Annotated in this window: 16 protein-coding genes; 5 read left to right on the top strand and 11 right to left on the bottom strand. The window is 60.6% G+C overall.

What is annotated here, in order from left to right; genetic code table 11:
• Nucleotides 1-243 precede the first annotated feature (243 nt).
• The 4 genes from ACFIQF_RS03525 (at nucleotide 244) to ACFIQF_RS03510 (ending at nucleotide 5,743) form a co-directional block, all read left to right on the top strand.
• Nucleotides 244-1,134 (top strand): transporter substrate-binding domain-containing protein, encoded by an 891-nt coding sequence (locus ACFIQF_RS03525; protein WP_393940097.1) that lies wholly within the window; start codon nucleotides 244-246, stop codon nucleotides 1,132-1,134.
• 545 nt (nucleotides 1,135-1,679) lie between these two features.
• Entirely contained in the window at nucleotides 1,680-3,062 is a 1,383-nt protein-coding gene (gene hglS, locus ACFIQF_RS03520) for a 2-oxoadipate dioxygenase/decarboxylase HglS (RefSeq protein ID WP_393940095.1), read from the top strand.
• 3 nt (nucleotides 3,063-3,065) lie between these two features.
• The gene (locus tag ACFIQF_RS03515; RefSeq protein WP_393940093.1) at nucleotides 3,066-4,505 is read left to right on the top strand and encodes an FAD-binding oxidoreductase; all 1,440 of its coding nucleotides are present in this window, start codon (nucleotides 3,066-3,068) and stop codon (nucleotides 4,503-4,505) included.
• A gap of 29 nt (nucleotides 4,506-4,534) precedes the next feature.
• Nucleotides 4,535-5,743 carry an aminotransferase-like domain-containing protein gene (locus ACFIQF_RS03510; RefSeq protein WP_393940091.1) on the top strand — a complete coding sequence of 403 codons (1,209 nt, stop codon included), beginning with the start codon at nucleotides 4,535-4,537 and terminating at the stop codon, nucleotides 5,741-5,743.
• A gap of 175 nt (nucleotides 5,744-5,918) precedes the next feature.
• On the opposite strand, the gene ACFIQF_RS03505 is transcribed toward ACFIQF_RS03510, so the two are convergent.
• From ACFIQF_RS03505 to ACFIQF_RS03455, 11 genes are all read right to left on the bottom strand, one after another.
• Nucleotides 5,919-6,236: a hypothetical protein gene (locus ACFIQF_RS03505; protein WP_393940089.1), complete on the bottom strand. Its 318-nt coding sequence runs from the start codon at nucleotides 6,234-6,236 to the stop codon at nucleotides 5,919-5,921.
• A 23-nt stretch (nucleotides 6,237-6,259) separates the two neighbouring features.
• The gene (locus tag ACFIQF_RS03500; protein ID WP_393940088.1) at nucleotides 6,260-7,432 is read right to left on the bottom strand and encodes a hypothetical protein; all 1,173 of its coding nucleotides are present in this window, start codon (nucleotides 7,430-7,432) and stop codon (nucleotides 6,260-6,262) included.
• A gap of 250 nt (nucleotides 7,433-7,682) precedes the next feature.
• On the bottom strand, nucleotides 7,683-9,326 hold the full coding sequence (groL, locus tag ACFIQF_RS03495; RefSeq protein WP_393940087.1) for a chaperonin GroEL: 1,644 nt from the start codon (nucleotides 9,324-9,326) through the stop codon (nucleotides 7,683-7,685).
• A gap of 176 nt (nucleotides 9,327-9,502) precedes the next feature.
• Nucleotides 9,503-9,793 carry a co-chaperone GroES gene (gene groES / locus ACFIQF_RS03490; RefSeq protein WP_393940085.1) on the bottom strand — a complete coding sequence of 97 codons (291 nt, stop codon included), beginning with the start codon at nucleotides 9,791-9,793 and terminating at the stop codon, nucleotides 9,503-9,505.
• A gap of 266 nt (nucleotides 9,794-10,059) precedes the next feature.
• Nucleotides 10,060-10,743, bottom strand: coding sequence for a TetR family transcriptional regulator C-terminal domain-containing protein (locus ACFIQF_RS03485; protein WP_393940084.1), 684 nt, complete (start codon nucleotides 10,741-10,743; stop codon nucleotides 10,060-10,062).
• Nucleotides 10,744-10,878: 135 nt separating this feature from the next.
• Nucleotides 10,879-11,367: a GNAT family N-acetyltransferase gene (locus tag ACFIQF_RS03480; RefSeq protein ID WP_393940082.1), complete on the bottom strand. Its 489-nt coding sequence runs from the start codon at nucleotides 11,365-11,367 to the stop codon at nucleotides 10,879-10,881.
• 57 nt (nucleotides 11,368-11,424) lie between these two features.
• Entirely contained in the window at nucleotides 11,425-12,420 is a 996-nt protein-coding gene (locus tag ACFIQF_RS03475; RefSeq protein WP_393940081.1) for a phytanoyl-CoA dioxygenase family protein, read from the bottom strand.
• A 45-nt stretch (nucleotides 12,421-12,465) separates the two neighbouring features.
• A complete protein-coding gene (locus tag ACFIQF_RS03470; protein ID WP_393940079.1) occupies nucleotides 12,466-13,533 on the bottom strand; it encodes a bifunctional nicotinamide-nucleotide adenylyltransferase/Nudix hydroxylase in 1,068 nt (355 codons plus the stop codon).
• A gap of 54 nt (nucleotides 13,534-13,587) precedes the next feature.
• A complete protein-coding gene (locus ACFIQF_RS03465; RefSeq protein ID WP_393940077.1) occupies nucleotides 13,588-15,288 on the bottom strand; it encodes an NAD+ synthase in 1,701 nt (566 codons plus the stop codon).
• 23 nt (nucleotides 15,289-15,311) lie between these two features.
• On the bottom strand, nucleotides 15,312-16,499 hold the full coding sequence (gene pncB / locus ACFIQF_RS03460) for a nicotinate phosphoribosyltransferase (RefSeq protein WP_393940075.1): 1,188 nt from the start codon (nucleotides 16,497-16,499) through the stop codon (nucleotides 15,312-15,314).
• Nucleotides 16,500-16,570: 71 nt separating this feature from the next.
• Entirely contained in the window at nucleotides 16,571-17,443 is an 873-nt protein-coding gene (locus tag ACFIQF_RS03455; RefSeq protein WP_393940074.1) for a cysteine hydrolase family protein, read from the bottom strand.
• Between the two features lie 123 nt (nucleotides 17,444-17,566).
• On the opposite strand from ACFIQF_RS03455, the gene ACFIQF_RS03450 reads away from it, so the two are divergent.
• Nucleotides 17,567-18,250 carry an NUDIX hydrolase gene (locus tag ACFIQF_RS03450; protein ID WP_393940072.1) on the top strand — a complete coding sequence of 228 codons (684 nt, stop codon included), beginning with the start codon at nucleotides 17,567-17,569 and terminating at the stop codon, nucleotides 18,248-18,250.
• Nucleotides 18,251-18,287: the final 37 nt, after the last annotated feature.

Here is an 18,287-nt window from a genome sequence, read left to right as displayed (position 1 = left end):
CCGCAGTGCAGCATGGTGTTTCCAATTCAGCAACACATGCTTCCGAATCCGCGTTAGGGCTTTGGCCCAGTCTCTGGAATACTCAGCGCTTTGCTGCGCCAACGCAAACCGGCCCAGGCCGGTTTTGTTTATGGCGTTTGTCTGGATAGCCGGGGTGCAGCAGCACCAGCACACTGACAAGGCTGGGGTGGCCAGGCGGCCTGCCGGGCCATGGCTTTCGATTTTTCCAAGGAGATTCCAACAATGAAGTTCAGCATCAAGATGGTGGTGGCTGCGGTGGCCGTGTTTGCTGGTGGTGCCGCCATGGCGCAGAGCACCTTCGACAAGATCAACAGCAGCGGCAAGGTGGTGATGGGCGTGCGCGAAAGCTCGGCCCCGATGGCCTACGCGATCGGCTCGAACCAGAGCTTTGGCGGCTACCACGTGGAGCTGTGCGAGCGCGTGCTCAAAGAAATCGTGCCCAAGGCCAAGATCGAGTACATGGCGCTGACCGCGCAAAACACCATGCCGCTGGTGCAGAACGGCACGGTCGACATTGGCTGCGGCCCCACCACCAACAACCTGACGCGCCAAAAGCAGGTGGCATTTGCCGTGACCACCTATGTGAGCCAGGTGCGGGCTGCGGTCAAGGCTGATTCGCCGATCACCAGCATCAAGCAACTCGATGGCAAGAACATCGCTGCCTCGGCAGGGACCACGGCCGTGCAGTTGCTGCGCAAGTTTGGCAAGGACAACAACGTCACGCTGAACACCACCTTGGGCAAGGACCATTTCGAGAGCTTCATGCTGCTGGAGTCGGGCCGCGCCGAAGCCTTTGTGCTGGACGACAACCTGCTGGCCGGCGTGATCGCCAACTCGGCCAACCCCAAGGGTTACAAGATTGTGGGTGAGGTGCTGGGCTCGGAGCCGATTGCCATTCTGTTCCGCAACGAAGACCCGGCTTTCAAGAAAGCAGTCGATGACAGCTTGGTCAAGCTGATGAAATCGGGCGAGCTGGCCAAGGTGTACGACAAGTGGTTCATGCAGCCGATTCCACCGAAGGGCCAGGCGCTGAATCTGCCGATGAGCGATACGCTCAAGAAGCTGATCCAAGAGCCCAACGATAAGCCGTTGGAAGCCTACGCAGACCAGTAAGCACTACTCGGAAGAAACCCAACCCAGCTTCGGCTGGGTTTTTTTATTGATTCTGCAGGGGCTCAAGTGTGGTGACGAGGCTTTCTGCAGTGCTTGTGTTGAGAGTCTTCGTTTTGAGGTGGTGGCAGAGGCGCTTATGCTTTGTTGCGATGGGGCCGGCCATCCGGGGCTGGCCGTACCCAGGTACTGTCTGCGCCATCGGCGTCGCGCCGGATGGCCGGCCCCCTAAGCGCCTCTGCCACCATTGTGGTGAACGATTTCAGCGCCCGCTTCGCTGCAAACTGATGCTGCTCGAATACCGGCAAGGGCAAGGCCCCGTCTTTCCTGGTGATCCGAAAAGATCGTTTTTGATGCTTGTGGGGCACGCAATGCAGCAAGCCGGGCTTGAAGTCTGGTTGTGCGTATTTGGAACAAGTTGCCGCGCTATTGGCGTTTGACCTGGCGCAAGGGCGCTTCTAGCATGGCGGGCAGTTGCTGGGGATGGTGGCAGGCAGAGCGCTTGCGCCAGCCGGCTTGTGTTTTTTGCTATTGATTTGCTAACTGCCATGACTGCTTTTGTGCACCCCGATGAGATCCGCTCGCGCTTTTCCCGCGCCATGTCCGACATGTACCGCCAGGAGGTGCCGCAGTACGGCAGCCTGATCGATCTGGTGGCACAGGTGAACGCCCAGGTGCTGCAAGAGCAACCCGCGCTGGAGCGCGCCATGGAGCAGGCCGACGAGTTGGCGCGCCTGGATGTGGAGCGCCACGGCGCCATCCGCGTTGGCACCAAGCAAGAGCTGTCCACCTTGCGCCGCCTGTTTGCAGTGATGGGCATGGAGGCTGTGGGTTACTACGATTTGTCCGTGGCCGGCGTGCCTGTGCATTCCACTGCATTCCGTCCTGTGGCCGGCAGCTCACTCAACCGCAACCCCTTCCGCGTGTTCACTTCGCTGCTGCGCCTGGAGCTGATTGCCGATGCAGCACTGCGCGAGCAAGCCGCTGCCATTTTGGCCAAGCGCAATATCTTCACGCCCCGCGTACTGACGCTGATCGCGCAGTGCGAAGCCGCTGGCGGCCTGAGCGATGCCGAGGCCAATGAGTTCGTTGGCGAGGCGCTGGAAACCTTCCGCTGGCACAGCGAAGCTACGGTCGATGCTGCGACCTACGACCAACTGCACAAGGCGCACCGTTTGGTGGCCGACGTGGTGTGCTTCAAAGGCCCGCACATCAACCACCTGACGCCCCGCACGCTGGACATCGATGCCGCGCAGGCCGGCATGCCGCAGCACGGCATGGATGCCAAGGATGTGGTCGAAGGCCCACCGCGCCGCGACTGCCCGATTCTGTTGCGCCAGACCAGCTTCAAGGCCTTGCAGGAAAAGATCGATTTCCCCGGTGGCTCGGCCGACGACCACGGCACGCACACCGCACGCTTTGGCGAGATTGAGCAGCGCGGCGTGGCGCTCACGCGCAAAGGCCGTGCGCTGTACGACGAGCTGCTGGCCCAAGTGCGCAGCATGGGCAATGCCGGCAGCGCAGGTGCCAACTACCAGGACCGCTTGCAGACCGCTTTTGTCGCATTCCCTGATACGCACCAGGCTATGCGCCAGCAAGGCCTAGCCTTCTACCGCTATGTGCTGCAAAACGCTGATACTGAAGCGGCTGCTGATACCGACATCGAAACCCTGATCGCCGAAGGCGTGGTGCGCGCCGAGCCCATCGTTTACGAAGACTTTTTGCCGGTCAGCGCTGCGGGCATCTTCCAATCCAATCTGGGTGGCGAAGAGCAAAAGCACTACCAGGCCAACCAGGCGCAGCAGGCTTTCGAGGCTGATCTGGGTGCCAAGGTGCACGACGAGATTGCGCTTTACCAGGCGCTGCAAGACGAGTCGCTGCGTGCCGTGCGCGCTGCGCTGGCGGCCAATACCGAAGAAAGCGTGGCCTGAACCATGAGCACCACCACGGTAGACAACAGCGCTTTGCTGGCCGATCTGCACGCCATTGTGGGCGCAGTCGGTGTGCTGCAAGGCGCGGACATGGCGGCCTACGAAGAAGGGGCGCGCTACGGCCAAGGCCATGCGCGCCTGGTGGTGCGGCCGGCCACTGTGGAGCAGTTGCAGGCCGTGGTGCGCTTGTGCGCAGCGCAGCGCATCCCTTTGCTGCCGCAAGGTGCCAACACCGGCATGGTGGGCGCTAGCACGCCTGACCTGAGCGGCACGCAAATCGTGCTGAGTCTGTCGCGCCTGCGTTCGACTTGCGAGGTCGATGTGGCCAACCGCAGCGTGGTGGTAGATGCCGGCCTGACGCTGCAAGAGCTCAATGAAAAGCTGGAGCCGCACGGGCTCTGGTTCCCGATCGATCTGGGCGCGAATCCTTCGATCGGCGGCATGATCGCCACCAACACCGGCGGCACGCGCCTGATCCGCTACGGCGATGTGCGTGCCAACCTGATGGCGCTGCAAGCCGTACTGCTGGACCCGCCGGGTGAGGTGGTCGAGCTCGGCCGCGCGCTGCGCAAAAACAATACCGGTGTGGATTGGAAGCAGTTGTTCGTGGGTGGTTCAGGCGCTGGCGCCATCGTCACACAGGCCACGATCCAGGTGCATGCGCGCCCCACACAACGTGCTACGGCTTTGGTGGTGCCGGCTTCGGACGAAGCGGTAATGCAACTCTTGCAAGCCATGGAGCGTGATCTGGGCGACTGGCTGGCCGCGTTTGAAGGCATCTCCGGCAACGCCATGCAAGCGGCTATCGACCATGTGCCCAATCTGCGCAACCCGTTTGTGCCCGAGGCAGCGCCAGAGTTTGCCATTCTGATCGAACTGGAGGCGAATGCCGCCACCAAGTACAGCAACCTGGATTTGCAAGAGGCGCTCAACAGCTTTTTGGAAGACCAGTTTGAATCGACCATCGTCAACGCGGCGCTGGGCAACGCCGAAGAGCTTTGGCACCTGCGCCACAGCATCAGCGAAGGCGCTCGCGCGTTGGGTAAACCGATTGCGTTCGACGTCTCGGTGCCGCGCTCGCGCATCATGGAATTCTGCCGCCGCGGGCGCGAGCTGGTCGCCAGCGACTACCCCTTTTTGACGGTGGTGGATTTTGGCCATATCGCCGACGGCGGCGTGCACTTCAACGTCATCTGGCGCAAAGACGCGGCTGAGCCTTACGATCCGGCCGTGGTGCAGCGCCTGCGCGATGCCATCTACGGCATGGTGGTGCAGGATTTTGCTGGCAGCTACAGCGCCGAGCACGGCGTAGGCCCGCACAACATCGCCTACTACCAACGTTTTACGCCAGCGCTGCTGCAGCAATGGGCCGATGGCTGGCGTGAGCGCCTTGATCCTCAGCGCCTGTGCGGCACGGTGGATCTGGGCACGCCCAAGGCTTGAGTCACAACAGGCAACCACGAGACAAAACCATGTCCTTTTTCCGCTTCACGCCCGCCTTTGCCAACCCGCAGGGCTCGCCGATCCGCGAGCTCTTCCCCTACCTCAGCCGACCCGGCATGATCTCGCTGGCTGGCGGCTATCCGTCGCCCAGCCTGTTTGACCAGGAAGGCTTGGCCGCTGCGGCCGCCCAAGCCATGGCGAGCGGCGCCAGCGCCTTGCAATACGGCGCTACCGAAGGCTCACCCGCTCTGCGTGAGCAATTGGCTGCGCAATGCCAGGCGCGCGGCATCCGTTGCTCGGCGAGCGATATTCTGGTGACGACCGGATCGCAGCAAGGCTTTGATCTGCTGCTGCGCGTTTTGGTGCAGCCGGGCGATGCCGTGTGCGTGGAAACGCCGGCTTACCCCGCCACCATTGCCGCACTGCGCCAAGCCGGTGCACGCATTCTGAGCACACCGGTGGACGAGCACGGCTTGAACGTGGAAGCGCTGCAAGTGCTGCTCGAAGAGCTGCCTGCGCAAGAGCGCCCGCGCCTCCTGTACACCGTGCCCAATTTCTCCAACCCCTGTGGCACGTTGCTCACCGCTGAGCGCCGCGCCAAACTGGTTCAGCTGGCACTGCAATACGGTTTTGTCGTGGTGGAAGACGATCCCTATGGCGAGCTGGCTTTTACCGACGAGCGTCCCGCGCCTGTCTATGCCGCTGCCCAGCAGCAAGTGGGCGAAGGCGAGAACCCGGTGGTCTACCTCTCCAGCCTGTCCAAAACCGTAGCCCCAGGTTTGCGCGTGGGTTGGATGCTGGCCGATGCCGCTGTGCTGCGCCGCTGCACCGTGGCCAAGCAAACCAACGATCTGTGCACCTCGCCGCTGGCCCAGGCCGTGGCCGCTGCCTATCTGCAATCAGGCCGCTATAGCACGGCAGTTGCCAAAGCCTGTGCCGAATACCAGCGCCGCATGCAGGCGCTGACCAGCGGCATGAAAGCGCGCTTTGGCGATCTGGTGCAGTTTGTGCAACCGGCGGGCGGCATGTTCGTGTGGCTGACTTTTGACAAACGTATCGATCCGCAAAAGCTCTTCGATGCCTCCGTCGCTGCCAACGTGCTGTTTGTGCCCGGCAAGGCTTTCTATGCCGATAATGCAGACCTGCATTCGATGCGCCTGTCTTTTGCCGCGCCCGATGTGGTGCAGATTGAGCAGGCGGTAGAGCGCTTGGCGCAGGCCTTTGAGCAGGCGCGCTGAGGACCTTCGTCGATACGATAAAGCCCGCAGAGCCAACGCCTGCGGGCTTTCTTCCGCTTGCTTGCATGCGCAGGCGACAGCGCTGCAGTTGCCTCTCTCAGCATGGCATTGCTTTTTGGGCAGTTGATGAAAGAGACTGCTGGGACGCTCGATGAGCGCGTTCGTAGCTCATGCATTAAAAGCAATTCAAAGCAAAACTGCTCGGAGCCGGAGGCTTCATTGCTAAAGGTGAGGCGGTAAGCAGGTGCACGCGGTAGACGTTGGATCTATTGGGATTCTGGTTTTGCTTTTCTTTGCCTTCAAACACCAGGCTGCTCGTGCCAGCGTCCCATTGCATGGTTTGGCGGGTATAGGGGTTACGCAGTTCTGCGGGGGACTGATCCAGCCACCCCGGCATGGACGCTGGCGAGATGCCTTCGACCAAGGCCTGCCGCTGTAAGAGCACCAAGCGGCGGTAGCCTTCGATATCGTTCACGCGCTGCATGAATGCCAAATAGTGGGCTGTTCCTATGGCGCTCAGACATCGACCCATTTGGTTGCGCAAGGGGAGCATCGGGTACTGGCAAGCTGTGTCGTCGGGTTTGTGCTCATGTACTTGCTGAAGGCCGATTCCTGTTCATGCGAAGGCAAGTCGCCAATGCGTTGAATGTCTCCCATACGTTTGACCGCATGGTTGATGGTTTCATTGGGTAGAAAGCCAACACCCGTGATGCGGTCCATGGCTCGTTCCCCCCATGGTGGGGCGTCATCCCACGGCGATGAGAACAGACCGCTGCTTTTGCTATCACGGATGCTGTAGTAGATGCTGGATATGAAGTGCTTTTCACCTTCTAGAGCAGAGTGCAGAGTCGGCGGTGATGGTGCCAGCAAGGCATCGATTTGTTGGGTGACGGATGCCGGAGTCTGTGGGCCGATTCGGTCGGCCGCATTGCTGAGCCAACGCAGCTCTTGGTAATGCATGGCCAAGGCAATCATGCTGGTTACCAGGTTGTTGGAGCTTTCTGCCAAGCGTTGGCGCAACACAGATATTTGCGTAACGGTGGCAGCAGCCTTCTCTGGCTGGCCATCCAGCCATTGCAAGGTGGCTAAGGCCAGACTCAACTCTTGGGTACGCATCAGCCAGGCATAGCGAGGCAGGTCGGCATAGAGATAAAAGGGCAAGGGATTGTTGAATTGCTTTGCCTGAGCTGCCGCATTAGCGCGTTGCAGCAATGGTCGGTAGTGCGTGATCTGCGCCTCGAAGCTGGCACGCTTTTGTTGGTACCAGGAAAAGCAGTCGCCTTCGCCGGGCGGACAACGTAAGGCGGTTGGCAGGATATCGGATCCACCTTTGGCGCCATCGATGGTTGGTGGCATTCCTTCGGTTGTATTGGGGTTGGCTTGCACCCAGGCGTGGCGTTCTATCTCACGTGTCAGGCGTTGACGCCCCAGCGCAATGGCCGGTGCGACAGCATCCTCCTCGTCTGCTGTAAAAGGCGCATCGAGTCCGGAGATGATGAGAAAACCGTTGTCTTGCAGTTGTTCTTCCGTCGGTGGCGTGTACTGCAGCGCACGCTTTGTGTCTTCACTCAAAGGAGCATCGTTCCAATTAGCTATTACCAACCACGCGTAGAAACCGAGCGCCAACAGAACAAAAAAGCCCAACAAATAGCCCAGAGCTTTGAGCAAGCGGCGCAGAACAGTCTTCATGGATGTGTGGCAGGGAAGATTGGATGATGATGCTTCTTCCAATCTATCATGCAGCTCTGAAAGTGCTGCTTTAAGCGCAACCCAGCTGTTGACGTTTGTCTGGTGTGTGTAAAACAGTCAAATTTGATAGCGCTCATGCATAAAGCGTAGACATGAAAAAACCCGGCCACCAAAAGGTGCCGGGTTTTGTTTCTCAAACCCTGGTGCAAAGCGCCAAGGTTTGAAGCGTGCGCTAGCGCAGCAGTGGCAATTACATGCCCATGCCGCCCATGCCACCCATGCCGCCCATGTCGGGCATGGCAGGAGCTGCGTCAGCCTTGGGGGCTTCAGCGATCATGCACTCGGTGGTCAGCAGCAGCGAAGCAACCGAAGCGGCGTTTTGCAGAGCGGTACGGGTGACCTTGGTGGGGTCCAGGATACCCATTTCCAGCATGTCGCCGTAGCTGTCGTTGGCAGCGTTGAAGCCGAAGTTGCCGTTGCCCTTGAGCACAGCGTCCACCACCACCGATGGCTCGCCACCGGCGTTGGCCACGATTTCGCGCAGAGGAGCTTCGATGGCCTTCAGCACCAGCTTCACGCCAGCGTCTTGCTCGGCATTGCCAGTAGCCAGGGCGCCCACAGCTTGCTTGGCGCGCAGCAGAGCCACGCCACCACCAGCCACGATGCCTTCTTCCACAGCAGCGCGGGTAGCGTGCAGGGCGTCTTCCACGCGGGCCTTCTTTTCCTTCATTTCGACTTCGGTGGCAGCGCCCACCTTGATCACGGCAACACCGCCGGCCAGCTTGGCCACGCGCTCTTGCAGCTTCTCGCGGTCGTAGTCGGAAGTGGCTTCTTCGATCTGGGCACGGATTTGCTTGACGCGGGCTTCGATTTCAGCAGCTTGGCCAGCACCGTCGATGATGGTGGTGTTTTCCTTGCCGATTTCGACGCGTTGGGCTTGGCCCAGGTCTTCCAGGGTCACCTTTTCCAGCGACAGGCCGACTTCTTCAGCGATGACCTTGCCACCGGTCAGGATGGCGATGTCTTCCAGCATGGCCTTGCGACGGTCGCCGAAGCCAGGAGCCTTGACAGCCACCACCTTCAGGATGCCGCGGATGGTGTTGACCACCAGGGTTGCCAGGGCTTCGCCTTCGACGTCTTCTGCAATGATCAGCAGAGGACGGCCTGCCTTGGCCACAGCTTCCAGCGTGGGCAGCAGGTCACGGATGTTGCTGATCTTCTTGTCGAACAGCAGCACGAAGGGGTTGTCCAAGATAGCGGCTTGCTTTTCTGGGTTGTTGATGAAGTAGGGCGACAGGTAGCCACGGTCGAACTGCATGCCTTCGACGACGTCGAGTTCGTTGTCCAGCGACTTGCCTTCTTCAACGGTGATCACGCCTTCCTTGCCGACCTTGTCCATCGCGTCAGCAATGATCTTGCCCACGGATTCGTCGGAGTTGGCGGAGATCGAACCGACTTGGGCGATTTCCTTGGAGGTGGTGGTGGCCTTGGATTGCTTCTTCAGCTCTTCCACCAGGGCGGCGACAGCCTTGTCGATGCCGCGCTTCAGGTCCATGGGGTTCAGGCCGGCGGCCACGTACTTGGAGCCTTCGCGCACGATGGCTTGGGCCAGCACGGTAGCGGTGGTGGTGCCGTCACCGGCGATGTCGTTGGTCTTGGAGGCCACTTCCTTCACGAGCTGGGCGCCCATGTTTTGCAGCTTGTCCTTGAGTTCCACTTCCTTGGCCACGGACACGCCGTCCTTGGTCACGGTAGGGGCGCCGAACGAGCGCTCCAGCACCACGTTACGGCCCTTGGGGCCCAGGGTGACCTTGACTGCGTTAGCCAGAATGTTCACGCCTTCCACCATGCGGGCACGTGCTTCACCGCCGAATACTACGTCTTTTGCTGCCATGTTTGGCTCCTAAATTTGAGATCAATCGGGCTGCTTGGCGCGCTGTTTAAATAAACCAGATCAGCGCAAGCAGCTATGAAAATATGGGTAACTGAGAGGGCTTGTGTCTTGGCCCGGCACCTGAGGGATCAGGGGCTGTCAGGCCGGTGACGAGCAAGCAAATCGCACGCGGCGAATTACTTTTCCACCACGGCGAACAGGTCTTCTTCCTTCATCACCAGCAGTTCGTCGCCGTCGATCTTGACGGTCTGGCCGGAGTACTTGCCGAACAGCACGCGATCGCCCACCTTGACGCTCATGGCAATACGATCGCCGTCGTCGTCTTGCTTGCCGGGGCCCACGGCCACGACTTCGCCTTGGTCAGGCTTTTCGGCAGCGTTGTCAGGAATATAGATGCCCGAAGCGGTCTTGGTTTCGTTTTCCAGGCGCTTCACGATCACGCGATCGTTCAGGGGACGCAGGTTCATAACAACTCCTTAATAGCAATACCAGGTTTTGATGAGGAAAGGCCCAGGCCAGAAGGCCGGACCTTGAGTGCAAAAACGTTCAGGGAAGAGAAATTAGCACTCTCGCCCTTCGAGTGCTAATAATAAGGTCATTTGCTGACAGTTCAAGGGCAGGGGCTGGAAAAATCCCTCGGATTCGGTCGTGCGCAGGACAGGTGGCACGACAAATAGCGTTCAGGCCCTTGTTTATCAAGACTTTATTGCAATGGGCGCAGGTCTTTGCAGGCTCAGGTGCCGAGGTCGATTTTCAGTGTGGCCGAGAGCATGGCCACCAGCAAAGCTTCGGCCTGGGCGTAGTCGACCGCATCCAACTGGGGCTTGCCCAGCAGCAAGGCAAACTGGGTGTGCTGGTCGACATAGCCTTGCGACAGCGCCCAGATGCTGAACATCAGCTGGGTGAAGTTGAGCTTGGCGATCAGGCCTTGCTCGGCCCAATGCTCAAACGCGGCCACATTGGTGGCCAGCATGGGCGCGATGCGCTCGCGCACCGCCTGGCTGGCATAGGGCGCGCCAGCAATCATCTCTTTGGTGAACAACTGGCTGGCAAAGCGGCGGGTCTGGGCAAAGGCGAATTTGGCGCGGATGTATTCGCGGATCTGTTGCTTGGGGTCGCCGTCTCGCGACAGCTCGGTCATGTGCGCCAACCAGTCGTTGAGCAGCGACTCCAGCACGGCCTGGTAAAGGGCTTCTTTGCTGGGGTAGTAGTACAGCAGGTTGTGGCGGCTGAAGCCGGAGGCTGCGCCAATCGCTTCCAGCGAGGCGCCTTCAAACCCATCGCGGGCAAATATTTCTTCTGCGCAGGCCAGGATGTGGTTTTGTTTGCGCAAGCGTGCCGCAGAGGGTCCGCGCAGCAAATGGTAGCCGCTGGGAGTGTCGGTGAAAGTTGCGCTGGAAGAAGATACGCGAGACATGGCAAAGCACAGGCAGGTACAGCGCCACTGGGGGCCGCGGGCGCCACCCCATTATTGTGAGGCCAGTTGCTGCGGGGATTGCGCAAAAACAGCGCACAACTGCGCTGTCAAATACTGCTGTAACGGCGCCCGGGTTCAGGCTTGGGGCTCGGCCAGGGCGGCCAGCGCATCGCCCGTCATGCGGTAGCGGATCCATTCGCTCTGCGGCTTGGCGCCCAGGCTGTCGTAGAACTGGATGGACGGCGTGTTCCAGTCGAGCACGCTCCATTCGAAGCGGCCGCAGTCCTTGTCGAGCGCAATGCGCGCCAGCCGGCGCAGCAAGGCCTTGCCGGCCCCGCTGCCGCGATGGGCCGGGTCGACATACAGGTCTTCCAGGTACAGGCCGTTGCGGCCTTGCCAAGTGGAGTAATTGAAAAAGTAGACCGCAAAGCCGACGGCCTGGCCGTCTTTCTCGCAAATCAGCACATGCGCGGTGGCACCTTCGCTGAACATGGTCTTGTGCACATGGGCCGGCGTGGAAAGCACCTGGTCCTCGGCGTGCTCATAAATCGCCAGATCGCGCACAAAACGCAAAATGGTGTCGGTGTCGCCGATGTTGGCGGGGCGGATGCTGAGTTCGTGCATAGCTATAAGGCGTAAAAAAGGCAGCTGACGCTGCCTGTTGGTATAAGCGGAAATGGCTCAATCGTAGTACATGGAGGCGGTAAAGCAACCTGGTTGGACTTCTTGGCGCTTGCGTTGGTGTGGCAGGCGATATTTGAAGTAATTGGGCGTGCTTGAGGCAGGAGAGAAGTGTGTGACCAGACTGCGGCGCGTGAGCGTTTCGTCCGTAATTTGGCTGCCGCCGTGCGCGAGGTCGGCACTCCAGATCAGTACATCGCCTTTTTTGGGGAGGAAGCTCTCGAGCTCAATGCCTTGCTCCTTGGCTCGCTGCACCAGCGAGTCGAGTTGGCCGAGGTGCTCTTCGTGCTTGTCTCGTTCGTGGTTGTAGTGTTTGTACTTGCCGCTATAGAGCCAGTCTTTGAAACTGTGGTGGCTGCCTGGATAGTAGATCAGCTCACCCGAGCCAGCCTTGACATCTTCCAGTGCGAGCCAGGAGGCGCACAGTTGCAGCGGCTTCTCGGACACCACATAAGCGGTGTCCTGATGAACGGCCTGGGTTGATCCGCGCTCGAAATGAAGGCCTTGGAAAGCCCAGATGTCTTCTTCGAATACCGTGCGCAGGAACTGCTGTGACGCGGCGTTGAAGATCATTGGGTGTGCACTGGGAAGGTGGTGGTAGGTGTCGAGAATCTTCGACAATGGCGCGCCCATGTTGGCCCCGTCCAGGCCCACAATGCCCTTGTCTTCAGGGCCGTAGACCGGCACGCTGACCTTCAGCGGGCTGGTGCCCGATTGCATGTGGCGGTCCAGGTCCGCCAGGTAGGCGTCGATCAGCTCGTGCGAGACAGCCTGTGGCAAGATCACGTAGCCGTCGCGAATGAACTTCTCCAACTGCGGGCGAATGGCTGCAATCTTGGGATCAGCCGCAGCCTTGCGCTCAAGCACTGCCATCGCATCTTTGCGGTCGGTCCACAAGCCGCCAAATTGGCTGTAGAACTCGGCACCTTGCTCATCACGTGCCAGCCCTTTGGGCACCGCTGTGCCGCCCAGGAGCGATCTCAGAAAATTCTTCATGCTGCTTCTCTTGTCTCTCAAAATGGCTTTGATGCAGGGATGTTATCAGCTCACTGGCGAGAGTACCTTCTGCAAAATCTGGAAATGGTCCTCGAAAAACTCGGCTTCACGGCCGCGGATGGCGTCGATGCTGAGCCAGAAAGCCTCGGCGGCGTCGTCGTCGGCGCGCACGGCAGGTTTTGATTTTTGAGCCAAGTCAAAGTAGTGCACGTGGGTGATGGTGCGACCGCGCTGGCTGCGGTCGGGGTGATCGAACACGGTGACCGATTGCAGCGCAGCTCGCAAAGCGGGTTCTTCGAGTGCGCAGTGGGTTTCCTCCTGCAGCTCGCGCAGGCACGATTGCCAGAGCGTGTCGCGCGGCTCCAGAAAGCCGCCGGGCAGTGCCAGCAAGCCTTTGCCGGGCGCGTGGCCGCGGCGGATCACCAGCACATCCTGCCCACAGCGCACCAGTGCATCGACGGTGACGAACACAGGCGGGTAGGGCGCGCTCGCCCACGAAGCCTTGTATTTGCGAAGCATTTGCCATTCTGTCTGCAGCTCGGCGTACGCGGGTGATTGGCTGAAGCGCTGTAAAAACTCCAGCGTGCTGGGCGGCAGCATGTCGGCCAGCGTGCTGAAGCCGGCGGCTTTTTCTGCATCGCTGGCGCCAAAGAAAGCATCACGGATGGGCGTGGCGTCGATACTGTTCTGGCGAGGCAGGCTGACCAGTTGCCAGCCCGGGAACTGCGCCAAGTAGCTGCTGCTGGCGTCTTTGAAGTGGCCGACCAGGCCGATGCGCGCACCGGGCCAGCTGTGGCTAGTGACGGCTTCGGTCACCGCCGTTACCCAGCGGGGCTCGTCGTAGTAATCGCGGATGGGCACAAACTCCACACGAGCTGCGTCTTGCGCGGGGAGCGCCGCGGCAAACATGCGCGCGCGTTCTTGCCACCTGAACGGGTTTTTCGGGCTGCGCGCCTGCAAGGCCGAACCGAGTACCACCACCACTTTGCTGGCGCGAGCCAGCGCTTGCTGCAGCAAGGCCAGATGCCCCAGGTGAGGCGGCTGAAAGCGCCCGATCAGAACGGCGATGTCAAAAGAGGGTGAGGCGTTGGCCGGAGTGGTTGAATCGGTCATGCAAAGCTTTTGCCGCAGGCGGGGTGCTGGGTATGGGTGGATCGGTGAGGCCGATTATGGGTAATAAGCGGCTATTGGCATCTGGCGCCCGGTGCCAAAGGCGCGCGGACGCAGGCGCAAGATGGGCGCAGCCTGGCGGCGTTTGTACTCGCTGCGGTGGATCAGGCGCTGCACTTTGGCGACCATGGCGCGGCCGGTTTCGGTGGTTTGCAGCTGGCCGACAAAGGCGCAGGCGGCGGTGTATTCCTGGGTGGACAGGCGCTGGCCTTCGATCAGGATTTTCAGAATCTCGTCGAGCATGGCGTACGGCGGCAGGCTGTCTTCGTCTTTCTGGCCCGGGGCCAGCTCGGCCGAGGGCGGCTTGTCGATGATGGCTTGCGGAATGATCTCGCGGCCCGCGCTGGCGTTGATGTGGCGCGAGAGCTCGAACACTTCGGTTTTGTACAGATCGCCAATCAGGCCCAGGCCGCCATTGGTGTCGCCATACAAGGTGCAGTAGCCCACCGAGATTTCGGATTTGTTGCCCGTGGTCAGCAGCAGGTGGCCGAAGGCGTTGCTGTATTCCATCAGGATGGTGCCGCGAATGCGGGCCTGCAGGTTCTCCAGCGGCAGGCCTTGCAGCGGCGCGGCAAAGCTGTTTTCGAACTGTGCGCTGTAGCCTTGTACCAGCTCGGCAATCGGGTGGGTCTTGAGTGCAATGCCGAGGTTGCGGCACAGCGCCACTGAATCGTCCACCGAACCGCTGGAGGAGTAGCGCGAGGGCATGGTGATGCCGACCACATTCTCCGGGCCGAGCGCCTCGGTGGCCAAGGCCAGCGTCAGGGCCGAATCGATACCGCCGGAGCTGCCCACCACCACCTGGCGAAAGCCGCAGCGCCGCGCATAGTCGCGCAGCCCGAGGATGATTTGCTGGCGGTAAAACTCCATCGTGGGCAGGCCTTGTGCGCTGGGGCGCGGCGCGGTCTGGCCGTCGCCCAGAGTGAACTGGCCATTGTCAAAACCCAGGGTGCAAGTGGCTTCGGTAAAGCGCGGCGCTTCCCACACAATGCCTTCGCCTGGCTGCACGGCAAACGAGGCACCGTCGAAAACGATCTGGTCCTGGCCGCCAACCTGGTTGACGTAGAGAATGGGCAGGCCGTGGCGCGTGGCCGCTTCGCTGAAGATCTGGTGGCGCTGTTCGCGCTTGCCCAGGTGGCTGGGACTGGCGTTGATGCTCACCACCACATCGGGCGCAGCGTCGGCCATGCGCTCGAAAGGGTTGGTGGCGTAGTCGGCGCCGCTGTCGTTCCAGCCGTCTTCGCAGATCAGAAAGCCCACTTGCATCTGGCCGATGCGCAGCACTTTGGCGGCATCGCGGCCGGGCTCGAAGTGGCGGCGCTCGTCAAAAATGTTGTAGGTGGGCAGCAATTGCTTGTCGTACTGCAGGCGCACGGCGCCGTCTTGCAAGACCAGCAGGCTGTTGTGCAGCGGTTTGCCTGGGCCTTGGTGGCGTGTAGGCGCACCCACTACCCAGTACAGCTGTGGCAGCTTTTTCGTCTCTTGCTGCAGGCGAGCAATGCCGGCATCGACCCGGGCCAGAAACTCAGGCTCGTCGAGCATGTCGCCCGGGTAGTAGGCGGTCAGCGACAGCTCGGGAAAGACTACCAGTTGCGCGCCGTCTGCCTGCGCACGCTGTGCAGCACGCAGCATTTGCGCGATGTTGCCGTCGATATCGCCGACCATCAGGTCCAGCTGAGCCAGTGTGATTTTGAGCATCGCCACTCCTTGCGCTGCCGCGCTTAGTTTTTGACGTGGAAGACTTGCTTGAGATAGGCGAGGTAGGTCTCGTCGTCGCACAAGGTTTTACCGGGGCTGTCGCTGAGCTTGGCCACGGGCTGGCCGTTGGCGTGGGTGAGCTTCATCACGATGTTCAGCTGTTTGAGCCCCATGTCGTTGGCCAGCTGGGTGCCTATACCAAAGCCGCACTGAATGCGGTCGGCAAAGTGCTGGTAGAGCGCCAAGGCGGCATCCAGCGTCAAGCCGTCGGAAAAAACCAGGCGCTTGGAGTTGGCGTTGATGCGCAGCTTGGCGTAATGCGCCAGCGCCTTTTCGCCCCAGGCGTACGGGTCGCCCGAGTCGTGGCGCAGGCCGTCAAACAGTTTGGCAAAGTACATGTCGAAATCTGCCAGGAAGGCATCCATGCCGACGGTGTCGGTCAGTGCGATGCCGAGGTCGCCGCGGTACTCTTGCACCCAGTCTTCGAGCGCGGCGATTTGGAAATCGCGCAAGCGCACGCCGTGGGCCTGGTAGCTTTGCAGGTATTCGTGCGCCATGGTGCCAATGGGTACCAGGTTCATATCGCGTGCCAGCAGCACGTTCGAGGTGCCTTTGAACCACTGCGCGGTCTGGCTGGCAAAGGCTTGCACCACCTCGCGCTGCCAAGGGCCGGAGAAGCGCCGGCGCACGCCAAAATCGAACAACTCAAACGGGTGGCGGTGCTTGGCCTCTTGCGCCAGCTCTTGCAGACGCACAATTTTGGCAGCCAGGCGCTTGCGCCCTTCGGCCAGAGCGCTGGCCTGGTCAAAGCGGCGGAAGTACAGCTCGTTGACGATGGAGAGCACAAAAATCTCAAAGCCCATCACATGCACTTGCGGCCCGTTGGCCACGATGTGCAGGCTCTCGCCATCAGCCCGGATGTCGATGAAATCGCGCTGGAACTGGAAGATGCGCAAAAAGTCGATGAAGTCGCTTTTCATGAAGCGCAGGCTGGCCAGGTAGTCGAGCTCGTCTTTCTTGAACTTGAGCTCGCACAGCGCATCGACCTCGGCGCATACCTCGGGCAATAGCTCAACCAGCGGGAACTCGGGCGTCGAGCGGCAGACAAAGCGGTAGGTGGACTGGGTTTGCGGGTGGCGGTGCAGCATGGCCTGCCACATCGTGAACTTGTACAAATCGGTGTCGAGCAGGCTGGTGATGATGGGCTGCATACCGCGTCTTTCTCAGTCAAAAAAGGAGAGCTGCCAGGGCTGGTTGGCCGTGTGCTGGCGCACTTGTCTGCTTATAAATGGAAGCTTGCGCTGGTTTCGCAGCGTACACCGATGGCGCGCATTTGCTGCAAAAAGGTTTCTTGTGCAGCCTCGAAACCGGCGACCGGGCTCATGCAATCGGTGAGCAGCACCAGGCGTGAATAGTCGCTGCTGCCCCAGAACTGGGCGAAATTTTGCACGATGTGTTCGGTGGTAGCGCGTACACAGTGGCTGCTGGCCTCACCCGCAATCACCAAGGTGTCGGTTTGGGCCAGGCGCTGGAGCAAGGTGGTGTTCAGACCGGTTTCCGGGTCTTGGGCATCGGGCACTTCGGCGCGGATGGCGCTGTAGTGCTCGGTCCACGGGTTCATGCCTTTGAAGATATGGTGGGCTGCGCGCAATTGGCTCTCTTCCCACTGACGGTAAGCCTTGAGCACAGCGGCGTGCACGCCATGCCCCCAGCTGCCAATCTCGCAGTGCATGGGCCAGACCATGAGCGTGTAGCTGCCCTGGGCTTCCAGCTGGTCGAGGTAAGCCAGGGTGCGCTCTCGCTCGGCGGCATTGCGCGGGGCAAAGTCGCCAGCGCGTACCTGGGCGGCAGTGATCTGGGTGAATGGCGTGACGGCTGAACCGTTGCGCTGCTGCCAGAAGGCTGGGTGGGCAATGTCATAGCTCTGGTGCGAATCCAGTGTCACCGTGATCTGGCTCAGGCTGGCGCTATGGGCCTCGATCCAGGCCGACAGGCGCAGCATGTCATGGTGGGCGCCGGCCACGGGCAACACGGGAGCCTGCACGGCATCAGGGTGCTCGGCGGGCTTGGAATACGCAGGCAGCCAATTGTCCGGCAGGTCGCAAAAATCGTTTTGCGGGTCGATGATGAGTAGCTGGGTGCTGGGTTTGCTCATGATTGTCACCTTCCATGTATGCTGCGATGTCTCCAGTTTAAAACACTTAAAACAGTTTTGCAACTAAGTAATCAAAGGATGATGTGAAATAATCGTTGAAAAGATGATTGATTTGGTAAAAAAATGAATCAAACCACTGAATCCAGAGAAGCGGTACAGGTCAGCGTGGATGTGGTGCTGCTCACGCTGGTCGAGCAGCAACTGCATGCCGTGCTGCTCAAACGTGCAGCCGCGCCATTTGCGGGTGTCTGGGCCTTGCCGGGTGGCTATATCCATGCCGATGAGGATAGCGACGCCCAGGCCAGCGCCGCGCGTGTGCTCAGAACCAAGGTAGGCATAGAGGGGGCTTATCTGGAGCAGCTTGCCACCTTCAGCGGCCCAGCACGCGACCCGCGAGGCTGGTCGGTGGCCATCGCCTATTGCGCGCTGCTGCCGGTGCAGAATCTGCCGCCAGACCGGGCGGATATCAGCGTGGTGCCCGTCTCGGCTCTGCCGCAGCTGCCGTTCGACCACCGCGATATCGTGGATGCTGCGTTGGCGCGCGTTCGCAGCAAAAGCCTGTATTCTTCGCTGCCCGTGCATCTGTGCGGCGAGACCTTCACGCTGCCGCAGCTGCAGCAGGTCTATGAAAACATTCTGGGCGAGCCGCTGAACAAGGTGAGTTTTCGCCGCAAGATGGACGAGATGGACTGGCTCGAAGCCGTCGCCGGCGCCATGCAAAGCGGCGGGGCGCACCGCCCGGCCCAGCTCTACCGCGTGAAACCCGCTTTTCGGCAGGAGCTGGCGCTGAGCCCAAGGGGTTTGTGAACAAAAAAGCCGCCTCAGTGGAGGCGGCTTTGTCTTG

This window comes from Comamonas trifloxystrobinivorans, assembly GCF_043359985.1.
Taxonomy (GTDB): Bacteria; Pseudomonadota; Gammaproteobacteria; order Burkholderiales; family Burkholderiaceae_C; genus Comamonas; species Comamonas trifloxystrobinivorans.
This window is presented reverse-complemented; position numbering and strand designations above follow the sequence as displayed.